This window comes from Streptomyces sp. NRRL F-5123 (assembly GCF_000721495.1).
Taxonomy (GTDB): domain Bacteria; phylum Actinomycetota; class Actinomycetes; order Streptomycetales; family Streptomycetaceae; genus Actinacidiphila.
Genome location: NZ_JOHY01000023.1, coordinates 43698 through 59895 on the forward strand (window position 1 = coordinate 43698; position 16198 = coordinate 59895).

17 protein-coding genes are annotated in these 16198 nt (G+C 74.0%); 4 read left to right on the top strand and 13 right to left on the bottom strand.

The window, feature by feature from the left end; genetic code table 11:
- Positions 1-7 precede the first annotated feature (7 nt).
- The 6 genes from IH54_RS0120110 to IH54_RS0120130 all read right to left on the bottom strand — a co-directional run bounded on the left by IH54_RS0120110 (position 8) and on the right by IH54_RS0120130 (position 6425).
- Positions 8-460: a universal stress protein gene (locus tag IH54_RS0120110; RefSeq protein ID WP_031518598.1), complete on the bottom strand. Its 453-nt coding sequence runs from the start codon at positions 458-460 to the stop codon at positions 8-10.
- 143 nt (positions 461-603) lie between these two features.
- Positions 604-2037, bottom strand: coding sequence for a glucose-6-phosphate dehydrogenase (locus tag IH54_RS0120115; protein WP_031518599.1), 1434 nt, complete (start codon positions 2035-2037; stop codon positions 604-606).
- Positions 2034-3863 (bottom strand): glycoside hydrolase family 15 protein, encoded by a 1830-nt coding sequence (locus tag IH54_RS0120120; protein ID WP_031518602.1) that lies wholly within the window; start codon positions 3861-3863, stop codon positions 2034-2036. The genes IH54_RS0120115 and IH54_RS0120120 overlap by 4 nt, the downstream gene beginning before the upstream one ends.
- Before the next feature lie 183 nt (positions 3864-4046).
- Entirely contained in the window at positions 4047-4487 is a 441-nt protein-coding gene (locus IH54_RS40005; protein WP_052397666.1) for a bifunctional 4-hydroxy-2-oxoglutarate aldolase/2-dehydro-3-deoxy-phosphogluconate aldolase, read from the bottom strand.
- 242 nt (positions 4488-4729) lie between these two features.
- Positions 4730-4879 carry a hypothetical protein gene (locus IH54_RS43395; protein ID WP_234343643.1) on the bottom strand — a complete coding sequence of 50 codons (150 nt, stop codon included), beginning with the start codon at positions 4877-4879 and terminating at the stop codon, positions 4730-4732.
- Between the two features lie 100 nt (positions 4880-4979).
- On the bottom strand, positions 4980-6425 hold the full coding sequence (locus tag IH54_RS0120130; RefSeq protein WP_199923422.1) for a dihydrolipoyl dehydrogenase family protein: 1446 nt from the start codon (positions 6423-6425) through the stop codon (positions 4980-4982).
- 285 nt (positions 6426-6710) lie between these two features.
- Between IH54_RS0120130 and IH54_RS0120135 the strand changes: the two genes are divergently transcribed.
- Both IH54_RS0120135 and lnt read left to right on the top strand, forming a co-directional pair.
- A complete protein-coding gene (locus IH54_RS0120135; protein ID WP_031518610.1) occupies positions 6711-7307 on the top strand; it encodes a histidine phosphatase family protein in 597 nt (198 codons plus the stop codon).
- A 313-nt stretch (positions 7308-7620) separates the two neighbouring features.
- The gene (gene lnt / locus IH54_RS0120140) at positions 7621-9165 is read left to right on the top strand and encodes an apolipoprotein N-acyltransferase (RefSeq protein ID WP_031518611.1); all 1545 of its coding nucleotides are present in this window, start codon (positions 7621-7623) and stop codon (positions 9163-9165) included.
- Here the strand turns inward: lnt and IH54_RS0120145 are convergent.
- Positions 9137-10042 carry a Gfo/Idh/MocA family protein gene (locus IH54_RS0120145; RefSeq protein WP_031518613.1) on the bottom strand — a complete coding sequence of 302 codons (906 nt, stop codon included), beginning with the start codon at positions 10040-10042 and terminating at the stop codon, positions 9137-9139. The genes lnt and IH54_RS0120145 overlap by 29 nt on opposite strands.
- Positions 10043-10237: 195 nt before the next feature.
- On the opposite strand from IH54_RS0120145, the gene IH54_RS0120150 reads away from it, so the two are divergent.
- Positions 10238-10612, top strand: a complete 375-nt coding sequence (locus IH54_RS0120150; protein ID WP_031518615.1) for a hypothetical protein — start codon at positions 10238-10240, stop codon at positions 10610-10612.
- A 44-nt stretch (positions 10613-10656) separates the two neighbouring features.
- Here the strand turns inward: IH54_RS0120150 and ung are convergent, their stop codons facing one another.
- From ung to IH54_RS0120175, 5 genes are all read right to left on the bottom strand, one after another.
- Entirely contained in the window at positions 10657-11346 is a 690-nt protein-coding gene (ung, locus tag IH54_RS0120155) for a uracil-DNA glycosylase (protein ID WP_031518618.1), read from the bottom strand.
- 132 nt (positions 11347-11478) lie between these two features.
- Positions 11479-12246 (bottom strand): SDR family oxidoreductase, encoded by a 768-nt coding sequence (locus IH54_RS0120160; protein ID WP_031518620.1) that lies wholly within the window; start codon positions 12244-12246, stop codon positions 11479-11481.
- A 20-nt stretch (positions 12247-12266) separates the two neighbouring features.
- A complete protein-coding gene (gene fabG, locus IH54_RS0120165) occupies positions 12267-13028 on the bottom strand; it encodes a 3-oxoacyl-ACP reductase FabG (RefSeq protein WP_031518622.1) in 762 nt (253 codons plus the stop codon).
- Positions 13029-13187: 159 nt separating this feature from the next.
- Positions 13188-13571 carry a DUF3037 domain-containing protein gene (locus IH54_RS0120170; RefSeq protein ID WP_031518624.1) on the bottom strand — a complete coding sequence of 128 codons (384 nt, stop codon included), beginning with the start codon at positions 13569-13571 and terminating at the stop codon, positions 13188-13190.
- Positions 13571-14473, bottom strand: coding sequence for a HipA family kinase (locus IH54_RS0120175; protein WP_078862375.1), 903 nt, complete (start codon positions 14471-14473; stop codon positions 13571-13573). The genes IH54_RS0120170 and IH54_RS0120175 overlap by 1 nt, the downstream gene beginning before the upstream one ends.
- 193 nt (positions 14474-14666) lie before the next feature.
- On the opposite strand from IH54_RS0120175, the gene IH54_RS0120180 reads away from it, so the two are divergent.
- The gene (locus IH54_RS0120180; protein WP_031518628.1) at positions 14667-15191 is read left to right on the top strand and encodes a Rieske (2Fe-2S) protein; all 525 of its coding nucleotides are present in this window, start codon (positions 14667-14669) and stop codon (positions 15189-15191) included.
- A gap of 37 nt (positions 15192-15228) precedes the next feature.
- Here the strand turns inward: IH54_RS0120180 and IH54_RS0120185 are convergent, their stop codons facing one another.
- Entirely contained in the window at positions 15229-16170 is a 942-nt protein-coding gene (locus IH54_RS0120185) for a LysR family transcriptional regulator (RefSeq protein ID WP_052397667.1), read from the bottom strand.
- Between the last annotated feature and the right edge of the window lie 28 nt (positions 16171-16198).

A 16198-nucleotide genomic window follows, 5' to 3' on the forward strand; every position in this document is an offset into this window, starting at 1 on the left:
CGGGCCCCTACCCGTCGCCGCGGATCACCACCACCGGACAGTCCGCACGCTGCACGCAGTGCTGGGCGACCGAGCCGAGCAGCAGCCCGGAGACGCCGCCGAGCCCCCGGCTGCCGACGACCAGCAGCGACGCGCCCTTCGCCGCGTCGAGCAGGACCCGTGCGGGCGCGCCGTAGCGGACGTCGGCCTGGACCTCCACCGGACCCCGCTCTCCCACGACCTCGGCGACAGCGTCCGTCAGCCGCTTGCGGGACCGCTCCTCCAGGGTGGCCGCGTCGGTGCTGCTCGGGGGCATCCAGCGCGCGCCGTGCATCGGCGGGAAGTCCCAGGCGGTGACCGCCGTCACCACACCACCGGTGAGTCCGGCGTAGTGCACGCCCCAGCGAAGGGCCCGCTCGGCTGCGTCCGATCCGTCCACCCCGACCACGATGCGACCGGTCTTCGGGAGCTGGTCCGCCATGCTTCCTCCTCGTCGCTGCGACGGGACGGGCCCGGGCGGCGGGACTGCCTGCCCGCCGTGCGCGTCCCCGCCAGGCCTCCAGCGTCCCGCCACCCGCCCGGGTCCGCAGGTGTGCCGCGGCCGGACGAGGGATGTCCGGCGGTCTAGCCCCCGGTGGCCGGCGGGGCCGGGTCGTGGAGCAGGACTTCACGCCGCCGCCGGGTGTCGGCGGGGTCGATGTGCGTGGCCGGGCCCCCGGAGCCGGCCGGGTACTCCTCCAGCGGGACGAGATCCTGTTCCCAGGCGGACAGGACGGGTTCCAGGACCCGCCAGGCCTCCTCGGCCTCATCGCCGCGGAGGGACAGGGCGGGGTCGCCCTTGAAGACGTCCAGCAGGAGGCGGCCGTAGGCGGGCAGCACAGGCGGCTCCATCTGCGCGGTCAGTGACAGCGGCGCCAGCTCGTAGGCGTGGGCGCCGATGCCCGTCAGGTCGAGGGTCAGCCCCTCGGGTTCGAGTTTGAAGCGCAGCACGTTGGGCAGCTCCTCGTTGCTGTGCCCGAACGGCAGGTGCGGCACAGCACGGAAGTGCACCGCGACCTCCTTGCGGTCCGCCCCCAACGCCTTTCCGCTGCGCAGCCGGAACCTCGTCCCGGCCCAGCGCCAGCTGTCCAGCTCCAGTTCCACCTCCGCGTAGGTCTCGGTGCGGCGCCGCGGATCGACGCCTTCCTCGTCGACGTACGCGGGAACGTCCCGGTCGCCGATCCTGCCGGGCAGGTAGCGTGCGCGGCGTGTGCGCCGCACGACGTCCTCCTCGGTCAGCAACCGCACCGACCGCAGGACGTCGACCTTCCGGTCGCGCAGGTCCCGCGCCCCGAGGGTGAGCGGCGGTTCCATCGCGACGAGACAGAGCAGTTGCAGGAGATGGTTCTGGAGCATGTCCTTCAGGGCGCCGACGTGGTCGTAGTAGCCGGCCCTGCCCTCCAACGCGAGGCTTTCCTCCCAGACGATCTCCACCTCGGCGATGTGCGTGCTGTTCCACAGAGGCTCCAGCACCCGGTTGGCCAGGCGGCTGCCGAGCACGTTCTGGACGGTCGTCATGGCCAGGAAGTGATCGACACGGAACACCGCCTCCTCCGGTACCACCTCGGCCAGCAGCCGGTTCAGTTGCCGGGCGCTCTCCAGGTCCTCGCCGAAGGGCTTCTCCAGCACGATGCTGCTGCCCGCCGGGAGGCCCGCCTCGTGCAGTGCCGATACCGCCCGCGGGAAGAGCGCCGGAGGCAGGGCGAGGTACACGGCCAGGGGGGTGTCGCCGGCGATGACGGCGGCGACGTCGGACGGGTCGCCGGCGTCGGCCCGCAGGTACCGTGCGGACGCCGTGACTGCGTCCCTGACATGTGCCGGGCACGATCCGGCGTGCCGGTGGAGCTGGGCGGCGATCCACTGCCGGAAGTCCTCGGTGCTGCGTTCCTCCCGGCTTGCGCCGATCAGTTCGAAGTCGTCGCCGAGGTCGCCGGACTCCCGCAACGCGGCCAGCGCCGGCAACAGGTAACGCGCTGTGAGGTCTCCTGTCGCGCCGAAGACGGCGAGCCGGTTGGTCATCGTGCTCCTCCTGCCCTCGCCCGGGCCAGGTTCACGCCGCTGGCGATGATCCCGATGTGGCTGAACGCCTGGGGGAAGTTCCCCATGAACTCTCCTGTGGACGGATGGATCTGCTCCGACAGCAGCCCCAGCGGGCTCGCCCGGGCGCACAGCGACGCGTACAACTCCTCGGCCTCCTCCTGGCGTCCCTGGGCGACCAGGTTGTCCACCAGCCAGAAGCTGCACAGGACGAACGCGCCCTCGTCGCCGGGCAGGCCGTCCGGTGCCTCGGTGTGCAGGTAGCGGTGGAGCAGCCCACCGCCCGCGTCCAGGCGCTCGGCGACCGCCGTCGTCGTGGCCACCATCCGCGGGTGGTTGGCGGGGACGACCTGACGCAGCGGAAGGGCGAGCAGGCTCGCGTCCAGGACGCCGCCGCCGTCCAGGTGTGCGCTGAGGGTCTTCGCATCCTCGTCCCAGGACTGTTCGAGGATGAGCCTGCACAGCCTGTCGGCCGAGGTACGCCAGCGCCCGATCGGAGCGGGCAGGCCGAGCCGCTCGCCGATGGTCGCCGCGCGGTCCAGCGCCACCTGGCACAGGCCGGCCGAGTAGGTGAAGACCCGGCCCTCGCTGCGTACCTCCCAGATTCCCTGGTCGGGCTGCTGCCAGGCGCGTTCCGCGGTGTCAGCCAGCCGGGCCAGGTCCGCCCACAGGGCGGGCTGGATCTCGCCGTCGGAACGCAGCCACTGGTCCGCGCAGTCGAGGATCTCCCCGTACACGTCGTGCTGGCGCTGATCTGCCGCGCCGTTGCCCCAGCGCACTGGGGCCGAGCCCCGGTAGCCCTCCAGTCCGCCGTCCTCGACCTCGTCCGGCACAGGACCGCCCGCGACGTCGTACATGATGCGCGGCTGCCCGCTGCTCTCGAAGGCGTCGAGCACCCAGCCGAGGAAAGCGCGGGCCTCACCGCGGAACCCGATGCGTCGCAGCGCGAAGACGGCGAAGGCCGCGTCACGGACCCAGGCGTAGCGGTAATCCCAGTTGCGGACCCCCCCGAGCGGCGCCGGCAGCGATGACGTGGGCGCCGCGATCAGCGAGCCGTTGGCCCAGTCGTCGCACATCTTGAGCGTGATCGCCGCGCGCCGGACCAGCGGCTCCTCCGGACCCGCATGGTCGAAGTGCTCCATCCAGCGCCGCCACGCCTCCACGGTCGCGCGCAGCATCGCCTCGGTGTCGAATCGGTGGTGGCGGTGGAACCGCCCCCAGGACAGCACGAGGTCCAGCCGCTCGCCCTGCCGCAGCTCGTGGATGCCGTCCAGACCCGCCAACGGGCGGTTGGACCGCAGGTGCAGTCGTACGTCCGGGCGCCGGGACGGCCGTACCTCCAGGCCGCTGAACAGCGAGGTCACCTCCGCGCCGCCGCGTGGTCGCAACTCCGCCCGCAGACGCACTGTCCCGGCCAGCACGACGGCGGAACGAACGAGTTGCGCCCGGCCGGCCGGAACGTCGTCGGTGAGGTCGGCACCTGAACGCAGCACCAGCGCGTCGGTGACGCGCACCGTCCCGGTGCGGCCGCGCAGCTCCGTGACCAGCACCCCGGTGTCCGGCTCGTAGCGTTGCCGGGCCTCCACCACGTCCTCGGGAGCGACGGTGAAGTGCCCGCCGCGCGCACGGTCCAGCAGGCCGCAGAAAAGGGGATCCGAGTCGAACCGGGGCAAGCACATCCACGAGATCGAGCCGTCGAGGCCGACCAGCGCAGCCGTCGTACCGTCCCCGATCAGGCCGTGATCCTCCAGTGGAAGGTAGCCGTCCCGGCGCCGGACCGGCCGGAACGGTGGATCTGGGTCGTACACGCGATTCCCCTTCCGAACGCCCCTTTCTCACGTTTGCACATTCCATGCCCCCAAAGCAGGATTTGTGCACCGGAGAACGGCGAGGCGGAACATCCGGCCGCCTGACGCCGGCGGTCGCCGACCCGGTCCAGGCGTTCGGCCGCCCCGCTGTGACCGCATGACCTGTGTCGAGTCTCCGTGCGTCTAGACCCTTCCGCCGCGGGGCGGTTCGGTCACTGCTGTCCGGGCCTCAACGTTCCCGCAACAGCGCGGCCGGCTTGTCGAAGTGGGAGCGATCCTCGGGCGCGGACCCCCCGCCGACGACCGCGCGCCCGCGTCCGGTAACCGCCGGGCGTTGGCCGCGCCCACTCCGCCGGTGGCGACGAACTGCGCCCGCGGAAACGGCCCGTGCACCATCGTGACCCAGCCCGCGCCCAGCGCGGAGGCGGGAAACCCCTTCCGCAGGCCGAGGCGCCCGGCGGCTCGGATGTCGGAGGCGGTGGCCACGCCGGGCAGGTACGGCAGACCGGCTCCCAGGCTGACTGCCGCGACACCGGGGTCCAGCCCCGGGGCCACAGCGAACGAGGCCCCGGCGCCGGCCGCCTGCCTCACCCGCTCGACGGTGGTCACCGTGCCGGCGCCCACGCCACGCCCACGACCACGCCCACGCCCACGCCCACGCGACCGGACCGCCCGGTGTCCTGGCCCGGACCCGGATCAGCTCCTCCTCGTCCGACACACCGTCCACGACCAGCGGCGACAGCCCCGAAAACACCGTGCCCACAAGCTCGTTGGCATCCAGCACGACACGTCGTCACACGCCGACGCTCTCCGTCACCACCGAATCAGCGACAGAGGCCGTCGCGCGCCGGACAGACCCCCGTCAGTCAGGGTCCGAGTTTCGGGCGCGTCATGGGGTCGGTGGCGCCCGAGACCTCCCAGTCGTCAGCCCAGGCGACGACGTGCCCGCCGACAGCTTTCACCGCGTCGAGCGCGTCGTCCCGCTGTCGTTCAGGCGAGGTGGTGGCGGCGGACATGCGCGACAGGCGACTGGACCCCGACCAAGCATCGACCGCATCCGTCGCAGGCTCGTTCGATCACTTCCTCCGCCGTACCACGCCCCTGCCGCTTTTGTCCTTATTGGCGGTAGGCCTCCAGGAGGCGGAGCCAGATCTCGCTGATGGTCGGGTAGGACGGGACGGCGTGCCACAGGCGCTCCACGGGCACCTCGGCGGCCACCGCGACCGTCGCGGAGTGCAGCAGCTCGCCGACGCCGGGGCCGACGAAGGTGACGCCCACCAGGTGGCCGCGGTCGAGGTCGACGACCATACGGGCCCGGCCGCGGTAACCGTCGCGGTAGAGGCTCGCGCCTGCGACCTGGGCGAGGTCGTAGTCGACCACCTTCGTGCGCAGGCCGGCCTGTTCGGCCTCGGCGGCGGACAGGCCCACCGCGGCCACCTCGGGGTCGGTGAAGACGACCTGCGGCACCGCCGCGTGGTCGGCGGTCGCGACGTGCCTGCCCCAGGCGGCGTCGTCGACCGGCTCGCCCTTCGCGCGGGCCGCGATGACCGCGCCCGCGATCCGCGCCTGGTACTTGCCCTCGTGGGTGAGCAGCGCCCGGTGGTTGACGTCGCCGACGGCGTAGAGCCAGCCGCCGTCCACGCCGGTGACGCGGAGCGTGTCGTCGACCGGCATCCAGCCGCCGGGCTTGAGGCCCACCGTCTCCAGGCCCACGTCGCCGGTGTGCGGGGCGCGGCCGGTGGCGAAGAGGACCTCGTCGGCGGAGACCCGCGCGCCGCCCTCCAGGCCGATCCTGACCTCGCCCGCGGCGCCGTCGCGCTCGACCGAGGCGACGTTCGCGCCGAAGCGCACGTCGACGCCCGCCTCGCGCAGCCCGTCGGCGACCATCTCGCCCGCGAAGGGCTCGACCCGGTCCAGCAGGCCGCTCCCCCGTACCAGCAGCGTCACCTGCGAACCGAGCGCCTGCCAGGCGGTCGCCATCTCGACGGCCACCACGCCGCCGCCCACGACCGCGAGCCGCCGCGGCACCTCCTTGGCGCTGGTGGCGTCCCGGCTGGTCCACGGGTTGATCTCGTCGAGCCCGGGCATCGGCGGCAGGGCCGCGGTCGTCCCCGTGCAGACGGCCACCGCGTGCCGGGCCGCCAGCCGTACCGTGCCGCCGTCGGACGTGTCGACCTCCACCCGGCGCTCGCCGGCGAGCCGGCCGTGGCCGCGTACCAGCTCGACGTCGACCGAGCGCAGCCAGTCGACCTGCCCGTCGTCCTTCCAGTGCGAGGTGAAGTCGTCGCGCCGGGCGAGCACCGCCGCCGCGTCCAGCGGGCCCTGCGCGGCGCGGCTGAGGCCCGGCAGCCTGCGCGCGTCGGCGTGCGCGAGCGCCGGGCGCAGCAGCGCCTTGCTGGGCATGCACGCCCAGTACGAGCACTCACCGCCGACGAGTTCGCTCTCCACGACGACGGTACTGAGCCCGGCGGCGCGGGTGCGGTCGGCGACGTTCTCGCCGACCGGCCCTGCGCCGATCACGATGACGTCGTACGTGCGGGGGGCGTCGGGGGCGTCGTTCACGGCGGCTCCTGTGCTGCGGTCGGAGGGCGGGAAGGGCAGGCCGGACGGCACAGGCGTGCCGACCCGGGCGTACACCCGCGTTCGCTCCGGCGTCACGCTGATGCCGCAGCCGGGGCCGCGCGGTCATCGTACTGAGGCGAGATGACGGGGCGTCTGCCCCGTGGCCCGCGTGTCATGCGCGAGCGGGGCGGCGGGGCCGGGCGCGCGCGGGCGTGACCGGCCGCCGTTCCACGCAGCGACGTATGATCATATTGCGGCGCCGAACGGCGTCACGGGAGGTACACCATGGGCGAGCTCGTGCTGATCCGGCACGGTGAGACCGAGTGGAGCCGATCGGGACAGCACACCAGCTACACCGATCTGCCGCTCACCGAGAAGGGCGAGGCACAGGCGCGCAGCCTCGCGCCGCTGCTGGCCTCCCGGCACGTCTCCTGCGTCCTGACCAGCCCGCTGCAGCGGGCCAGGGACACCGCGAAGCTCGCGGGCCTGGAGCACGGCATGGTGGACCCGGATCTGCACGAGTGGGACTACGGCGGCTACGAGGGCGTGACGACCCGTGACATCCACCGCGTCCGCCCGGACTGGGATCTGTGGACCGACGGTGTGATCCCCGGCCCCGACGACCATCCGGGTGAATCCCCCGAGCAGGTCGGCGACCGCGCCGACCGGGTGCTCGCCCGCGCCGACGCGGCCTTCACGAACGGCGACGGCGGCGACGTGGTGCTCGTCGCCCACGCCCACTTCCTGCGCGTCCTGACCGCCCGCCGCCTCGGCCTCCGGCCCGCCGACGGCGCCCTCTTCCAGCTCGCCACCGGCACCGTCAGCCGCCTCGGCAACGAGCACGGCCGCCACGTCCTGACGTCCTGGAACCGCCTGCCGTAGGCCCGGCCCCGGGCGCACCACCCGGTACGGGCGCCCCGCCGCGGTCCCTCTCCCCGGTCCCGCGCTGCCGCGCCCGTACCTCCCGCACGCGTGCACGCCCTGGAGCAGGCACCCGTTCCCGGCGTGAGCGTTCGCCGTCCCCTTCCGTTCCCGTGCGCGCCCTCCCGCGCGTCGACACGCCGGACGCGGCGCGAGGCGGCCGACGTGTGCCGGGCGCAGGGAGCGGCGAGACTGGTCGCCCGGCCCGCCGGCCCCGTTGCGGGGGAGTCGGGGCGGGGCGGACAGGTGTGCCCGAGCGGTCGAGGGAGCGCGGATGACGGTGACGGCCCCCGGGCTGCGGGCGAGGTCCGCCGCACCCTCGTCCAGTCGGGCGGGGTGGGTGCGCGGGGCGGGCGCGGCCGCGGCGGGGGCGCTGCCCGCGCTGGCCTTCCCCGCGCCCGCGCTGTGGTGGCTCGCGTACGTCGCGCTGGTGCCGTGGCTGCTGCTGGCGCGGTCGGCCCCGACTCCGCGCCGGGCCGCGCTGGACGGCTGGCTGGGCGGCACCGGTTTCATGCTGGCCGTGCACCACTGGCTGGCCGCGAGCCTGAACGTCTTCCTCGTCGTCCTGGCACTGCTGCTGGGCGCGCTGTGGGCGCCGTGGGGCTGGCTGGTGCGGCGGCTGCTGGGTGCGGGGGCCGGGGGTGCGGCGCCGCGGCTCGTGCCCGCGCTGGTGCTGCTGCCGTGCGGGTGGCTGATGGTCGAGCTGGCCCGCTCCTGGCAGTACCTCGGCGGCCCCTGGGGGCTGCTGGGGGCCAGCCAGTGGCAGGTGCAGCCCGCGCTGCGGCTGGTGTCGCTGGGCGGGGTGTGGCTGGTCAGCGGGCTGGTGGTGCTGGTCAACACCGCGGCCGCCGCGCTCGTCGCGCTCCCCGCGCTGCGCCGGCCGGCGGCAGCCGCGCTGCTCGCCGCCGCGCTGGGGACCGGCGCCGCCTGGCTGTGGGCACCGCGTCCGCGAACGGCGGGCGGGGCCAGGATCGCGGTCGTGCAGCCGGGCGTGGTCGTCGGCAGGACGGCGCGGCTGGCCCGCGAGGAGCAGCTGACCCGCCAGCTGGCCGGCACCCACCCGTCCCTGGTGGTGTGGGGCGAGAGCAGCGTCGGCGTGGACCTGGCCGCGCAGCCCGCGGTGACCCGCCGGCTGGCCGCGCTGTCCCGCCTGGTCGGCGCGGACCTGCTGGTCAACGTGGACGCCGAACGGGCCGACGGCAGCGGCATCTCCAAGACCTCGGTCCTGATCGGCCCGCAGGGCGTGACCGGGCCCGGGTACGACAAGATGCGGCTGGTGCCCTTCGGCGAGTACGTCCCGCTGCGCCCGCTGCTGGGCTGGGCCACCTCGGTGGGCAAGGCCGCGGGCGAGGACCGGCGGCGCGGCGCCCGCCAGGTGGTCATGGACGCGGGCGGCCTGCGCATCGGCCCGCTGGTGTGCTTCGAGTCGGCCTTCCCCGACATGAGCCGCCGTCTGGCCGGGGACGGCGCCCGGCTGCTGGTCGCACAGTCGTCCACCGCGTCCTTCCAGCACACCTGGGCGCCCGCGCAGCACGCCTCCCTCGCGGCGCTGCGCGCGGCGGAGAGCTGGCGGCCGGTGGTGCACGCGACGCTGACCGGGGTCAGCGCCGTCTACGACGCCGCCGGGCGGCCGGTCGGCCGCCGCCTCGGCACCGGCACGGCCACCGCGGCGGTCTACGACGTGCCGCTCGCCGCGGGCCGCAGCCCGTACGTCCGGTTCGGCGACTGGGTGCCGCACCTGGCGCTGCTGCTGGTGCTCTCGGCCGCCGCGTACGAGGTGACGCGCGCGGTCAGGCGGCCTGTTCCCGTAGCTCGGTGACGATGCGCTCGCACAGCTCGTGGGTGGCGAGCGCGTCGCGCGCGTCCAGCGGGGAGCCGGCGCCGGCGCGCACCGCGTCGAGGAAGGCCAGGGTGATCTGCTCGATGCCGCGCTGCCGGGCGACCGGCACCCAGTCGCCGCGGCGGCGCACACTGGGCCGGCCCTTGTGGTCGACGACCTCGGCGAGGTTGAGCACCTGGCGGCGCCGGTCGTTGCCGCTGACGTCGAGGCTCTCCTCGACCGAACCGCTCATCCGGTTCATCGACCCGATCGCGGTGAAACTGTCGCCGGACAGGTGCAGCACCACGTGGTGCAGCAGGCCGCCGACGGTCTTCGCCGAGACGCGGACCTGCTCGACCGGTCCGGGGGCGAGAAAACGCAGGGTGTCGACGACGTGGATGAAGTCGTCGAAGACCACCTCGCGCGGGTCGTCGGCCAGTCCGACCCGGTTCTTCTGCATCAGGACCAGGTCGCGCGGGTGGTCCAGGCACTGCGCGTAGCCGGGCGCCCAGCGGCGGTTGAAGCCCGCGGTGAGCGGGACGCCGTGCCGTTCGGCGAGTTCGACCAGGGTGCGCGCGCCCTCCGCGTCGCGGGCGAGCGGCTTGTCGACGTAGACCGGGACGCCCGCCTCGATGACGCGGGCGGCGATGCCGACGTGGTCGGCGGTGGGCGCGTGCACGAAGGCGGCGTCCAGGCCCTGGCCGAGCAGCCCGTCCAGCGTGGTGTGCCGGTGCGGCAGCCGGTAGGTGTCACCGACCCGGTCGAGGGTGGCGCGGGTACGGGTGTGCAGATGCAGGTCGACACCCGGCTGGGCGGCGAGCACCGGGAGGTACGCCTTCTGCGCGATGTCACCGAGTCCGATGACGCCGACCTTCAGGGGGGCGTTGCCCGCTGCCATGCGCTGCTCCTCGCCGTGCCGCCGCCCGCGCCCGGGCGGGAGCGGTGCCACCGCAGCATACGGGCAGGTGGGCGCCACCCGGACGGGTGACCCGGGGTGCACGGCGTACGGGCTTTTCACTCCTGCGGGGACTGCCGGACACGGGAGGAACCGGGCAGAGTAGGACAGGTGCGCATGCTGCCCGCTGCGGTGCTCCTGCTCACGGCGTCCGCCGTGGCCGGATGCACCACCGTCTCCCCCGCCCGGCCCGACGCGACCACGCCGCCCGGCCGCTCACCCGCCGTGGTGACCCTGACCCCGTCCCCCGGCGCGCCGCTGCTCGCAGACGTACGGCCGGATCCCGGCACACCGTCCGCCGCGGCGCCGGGCGAGGGACCCGCCTCGGCGGTACCCCGCGCCTCGCAGCCGGTACGGCACAAGTCGGCTGCGGGCGCGGGCATTCGCAGCGCCAAGCAGCTCGACGAGCTGTGCGCGATGGGCCGGGCCTACGGGCGCTGGGCCGCCGGCAGCAGCGCCGCCACCATCTGCCAGGGCGTCTACGGCCGCTGAACCGAGCCGCACCGCTCCCCACCGGGGGGGCGGTGCGGGCCCGGTCAGCCCGCGGCGACCGCGCTCACGGCGAGGTTCGGAATGCGCCAGTCGATCGGCTCGTGGCCCTGCGCGGCGACCGCGGCGTCGATCTGCGTGAAGGGGCGGCTGCCGAAGAAGAGCTTCGCCGAGAGCGGCGAGGGGTGCGCGCCCTGGATGACGGTGTGCCGCCCGGTGTCGATGAGCGGCAGCTTCTTCTTCGCGTAATTCCCCCACAGCACGAAGACCGCGGGGTCCTGGCGCCCGGCGACCGCGCGGATCACCGCGTCGGTGAACTTCTCCCAGCCCTTGCCCTTGTGCGAGTTGGCCTCGCCCTCGCGCACCGTGAGCACCGCGTTGAGCAGCAGCACGCCCTGCTCGGCCCACGGCAGCAGATAGCCGTTGTCCGGCACCGGGTGCCCGAGCTCCTCGTGCATCTCCTTGAAGATGTTGCGCAGCGACGGGGGCGTCCTCACGCCGGGGCGGACGGAGAAGCACAGCCCGTGGCCCTGGCCCGCGCCGTGGTAGGGGTCCTGACCGAGGATCAGCACCTTGACGCGGTCGAAGGGTGTCGCCTCCAGCGCCGCGAACACCTCGTCCTCGGGCGGGAAGACGCGGTGTTCCTTCCGCTCGGCCGCCACGAAGTCGCCGAGCTGCTGGAAGTAGGGCTTGTCCAACTCCTCGCCGAGGACGGATTGCCAGGACTCGGGGAGCATGGTGGGCACGTCGGGAACCTCCGGTACGCGATCAGTTGCTGCGTCAGAACGTACCGGCAGCCACTGACAGTCCGCGCCCCGACGGCTGGACGGCCCGCCCGGCGGCAGCGCGCCGGCCGGACGGGCCGCAGGTCAGACGCCGCCGGCGTGCAGGAAGAGCCCGCCGTCGATCACCAGGTTCTGCCCGGTGATCCAGCCGGCCTCCTCGCCGAGCAGGAAGGCCGCGGCGCCGCCGATGTCCTGCGGCATGCCGAGCCGCCCGAGCGGGTAGCCGGCCGCGGCCTCCTCCTCGCGCCCCTCGTAGAGCGCGGCGGCGAACTTCGTCTTGACCACCGCGGGCGTGATCGAGTTGACCCGTACGCCCGGGGCCATCTCGGCGGCGAGCTGCACGGTCAGGTTGACCATCGCGGCCTTGCTGATGCCGTAGGCGCCGATGAAGGGCGAGGGGGCGAGGCCGGCGACCGAGGCGATGTTGAGGATCGCACCGCCGTGGTCCTTCTGCCACGCCTTCCAGGTCTGCTGCGCGAAGCCGAGCGCGGAGATCACGTTGGTCTCGTAGACCTTGCGCGCGACGCCGAGGTCGAGGTCGGCGAGCAGCCCGTAGACGGGGTTGGTGCCGGCGTTGTTGGCCAGGTAGTCGATCCGGCCGAAGGCCTCCATGGCGCGTTCGACGGCCGCGGCCTGGTGCGCCTCGTCGTGGGCCTTGCCCACGGCGTAGACGGCCCGGTCGGGGCCGAGCCGCTCGACGGCCTCCTTGAGGGTGTCCTCGGTGCGCCCGGTGATGCACACCCTGTCGCCGCGGGCGACGAGGGCCTCGGCGATGGCCAGGCCGATACCGCGGCTGGCACCGGTGACGAGCGCGGCCTTGCCGGTGTCGGGGGTTATGGGGTTCTGGGTCATGGTGTGCGCCCTCCGGGCGGTCAGTCGAGCGGTCCGCCGGCCACGTAGAGCACCTGGCCGGAGACGAAGCCGGCGTCGTCGCCGGTGAAGAAGGCGATGGCGTTGGCCACGTCGTCGGGCCGGCCGACGCGCTGCACCGGGATCTGGGACGCGGCGGCGGCCTGGAAGTCCTCGAAGCCCATGCCGACCCGGGCGGCGGTCGCGGCGGTCATGTCGGTGGCGATGAAGCCGGGCGCGACGGCGTTGGCCGTGACGCCGAACTTGCCCAGCTCGATCGCCAGCGTCTTGGTGAAGCCCTGCAGACCGGCCTTGGCGGCGGAGTAGTTGGCCTGGCCTCGATTGCCGAGGGCGGAGGACGAGGAGAGGTTGACGATCCGGCCGAAGGCCGCGTCGACCATGTGCTTCTGCACCGTGCGGCTCATCAGGAAGGCGCCGCGCAGATGGACGCCCAGGACCGTGTCCCAGTCCGCGGTGCTCATCTTGAACAGCAGGTTGTCGCGCAGCACCCCGGCGTTGTTCACCAGCACCGTGGGCGCGCCCAGCTCGGCGGCGACCCGTTCGACGGCGGCCTGCACCTGCGCCTCGTCCGCGACGTCGGCGCCCACCGCGAGGGCCCGGCCGCCGGCAGCCGTGATCGCCTCGACGGTGTCCTTGCAGGCGGTCTCGTCGAGGTCGAGAACGGCGACGGCGCGGCCCTCCGCCGCCAGCCGGACCGCCGTGGCGGCGCCGATACCGCGGGCGGCGCCGGTGACGATCGCGACGCGCTGCTCGGTGCTGGACATCTGTTCTCCTCAGCCCTTGGTGCGGCCGCCCGCCGCGTGACCACGCATGAGCGACCGCTTAGTAGGTTCCGATGCCGAAACCGTAGGAGGACAGTGACCCAGTGTCAACGCCATCACGGCCGATGTGGCTCACCGCACCGGAAGCGCGGCGCCGCTGCGTCAGCGGACCAGCAGCGCGAGCAGCCGGTCGGCCTCGCCCGCCGGGTCGGCGGTGAGGCCGGTGTGGATGGGTCCGGGCTGGACGACGGTGCTGCGCGGCGCCGTCAGCCAGCGGAAACGCCGGCCCGGGTCGTCGCCGCCCCCCTGGCCCGCGTCCTCACCGCCCGCGCACATCTCCTGGTAGCCGCGCAGCGCGGCCCTGACCCCCGCCACGTCGACGGCCGCGTCCAGGCAGCGCAGCCGCGTCTCGTCCAGGTGCACCCGCATGCCCACGAAGGATTTCGCCCGGCAGTAGACCAGGACCCCGGCGTTGATCATCTCGCCGCGCTCGATCCGCGGCACCACGCGCACCAGCGCGTACTCGAACACGTCCCGCCCGCCCATCAGGCGTGCCTCTCCTCGTTCTCCAGGTTCTCCAGGTTCTCCCGGCTGTCCCGGCCCTCGCGGCCGTCCTCCGCCGCGGCGGCCTCGGCGTTCCTGCCCTCGACCCAGGTGCGGAGCCACTCCGGCGGGGGCTGCCGCTCGCGCTGCCGCGGCGCGAGGGTGATCCGCTCGTGGATGCCGGGCGCGCGGGCTGCGAGCAGGTCGACGTACGCGCGGCGCACGTCGTCGGGCCCGGCGAAGCCCGGCTCGTCCGCCAGCCACTCGTCCGGGACGAGCGCGGTGACCTCGGCGAGCAGGGCGGGTGTCACCAGCGGGGCGAGTTCCGCCGCCGCGGCCGCGGGGTCGGGCGAGAAGCGGGACAGCGCGTGGTCGGAGGCGTCGTAGGGCTTGGCGGCCGAGGCCTCGGCGCTCCTCCAGCTGTGGTGCCAGATGAGCGAGGCGCCGTGGTCGATGAGCCACAGGTTGCGGTGCCAGACCAGCAGGTTGGGGTTGCGCCAGGAGCGGTCGACGTTGCCGATCAGCGCGTCGAACCACACGACGCGGCTCGCCTCGGCAGGGTCGACGCCGAAGACCAGCGGGTCGAAGCCGAGCGACCCGGGCAGGAAGTCCATGCCGAGGTTGAGCCCGCCGCTCGCCTTGAGCAGGTCCTGGATCTCCTGGTCGGGCTCGCCGAGGCCGATGACCGGGTCGAAGTCGAAGCGGACCAGCTCCGGCACCCGCAAGCCCAGCCTGCGGCCCAGCTCGCCCGCGATCACCTCGGCGACCAGCGCCTTGCGGCCCTGCGCGGCGCCGCTGAACTTGACCACGTACGTGCCGAGGTCGTCGGCCTCCACCACGCCGGGCACCGATCCGCCCTCGCGCAGCGGCGTCACATAGCGGATGCCCGTCACTTCTCTCAGCATTGCCCCAGGCTATCGGGGCCGTGCGGGCGCCCCGCGGGCCGTGGTGGATGTCACCGATGTGGTGAACGAGGAATCCGCCACGCGTGTCGTTGAACGGATGGCCGTGATCGCCCGTATCAACGGTCACGTGGACAGCACGCCGCCGGACGGCCCCGCCGCCGCCCGGTCCGACCAGCGGACAGGAAACCAGCTCATGCCCGAAACGCCCGGACTCCCCCTGACCCCGACCCGCCGCGCCGTCGTCGCGGCAGCCGGCGGCACGGGGCTCGCCGCCGTACTGGCCGCGTGCGGCTCGGATTCGGGCTCGGGCTCGGCGTCCGACGCCCCGGCCTCGGACGCGCCCAGCTCGGACAGCGGCTCGTCCGCCGCCTCGTCACCGGCCGACAGCGGCTCGGCCGGGTCGGGCAGTTCGGGCGGCTCCGGCGGCGGGGGCGACGTGCTGGCCAAGACCTCGGACATCCCGGTCGGCGGCGGCAAGGTCTTCGCCGACCAGAAGGTGGTCGTCACGCAGCCGGCCGCGGGCCAGTTCAAGGGTTTCTCCGCGGTGTGCACGCACCTGGGCTGCACGGTCATCGACGTGTCGGACGGGACGATCAACTGCCCCTGCCACGGCAGCAAGTTCAAGGTCGAGGACGGATCGGTGGCGCACGGCCCGGCCACCTCGCCACTGCCCTCGAAGGCGGTCGCCGTCTCCGGGGACGGCATCACGCTGGCCTGAGCACCGTCGGGCCCGGCGGCCCCCGGCCCGAAGGCGTTCAGGCCCCCGGTCCGGACCGCGCCGGGCCCCCGGTGGTTCCGCCCAGCCCGGCGGCCGCCGCCCCCAGCGCGTCCACCGCCGCCCGGATCGCCGGGCGGCGGTCCGCATCCGCGCGCCAGACGGCGTAGACGTGCCGCCGCATGGTGTGCCGCACCGGCACCACCCGCACACCCTCGGGCATCGGGTCGCGGCCGAGCCGCGGGACGACGGCGACCCCGAGGCCCGCCGCGACGAGCGCGAGCACCGTCGCGTGCTCCTCCGCGTGGTGCGCGATCCGCGGCTCCACGCCTTTGCCGCGCAGCGTGAACAGCAGCCACTCGTGGCAGAAGCCGCCGTCCGGCCAGGCGATCCAGTCGTCGTCGGCGAGCTCGCCGAGGTCGATCTCCTGGCGGTCCTCCAGCCGGTGCCCGGCCGGCAGCGCGACGTCCACGATGTCGTCGAAGAGCGGCGCCTTGGCGAGACCGCCGGGCAGTGACAGCGGCTTGTTGTACCAGTCCAGGACGACCGCGAGGTCGATGTCACCGCGGTTGAGCCGCGCCAGCGAGTCGTGCGGCTCCAGTTCGTGCACGGTCGTGCGCAGCTGCGGATGGGCGGCGCGCAGCGCCCGCAGTGCGGCCGGGAAGAGCCCGCGGACGGCGGTCGGGAAGGCGCCCGCGGCCAGGTCGCCGACCGCGGCGCCGCGGTGCGCCTCCAGGTCGGAGTGCGCCAGCTCGACGAGCGACAGGATCTGCCCGGCGTGCCCGGACAGCAGCCGCCCGGCGTCGGTGAGCCGCACCCCGCGGCCGCTGCGGGTCAGCAGCGTCTGGCCGGTCTCCCGCTCCAGCTTCGCCATCTGCTGGGAGACGGCCGAGGTCGTCACCCCGAGCACGTCGGCGGCGGCGCTCACCGAGCCGTAGGTGTCGATCGCGTGCAGGATACGCAGACGTTCCAGGCTCAACATGTAAGAGATTCTACGCGGACGATGTACG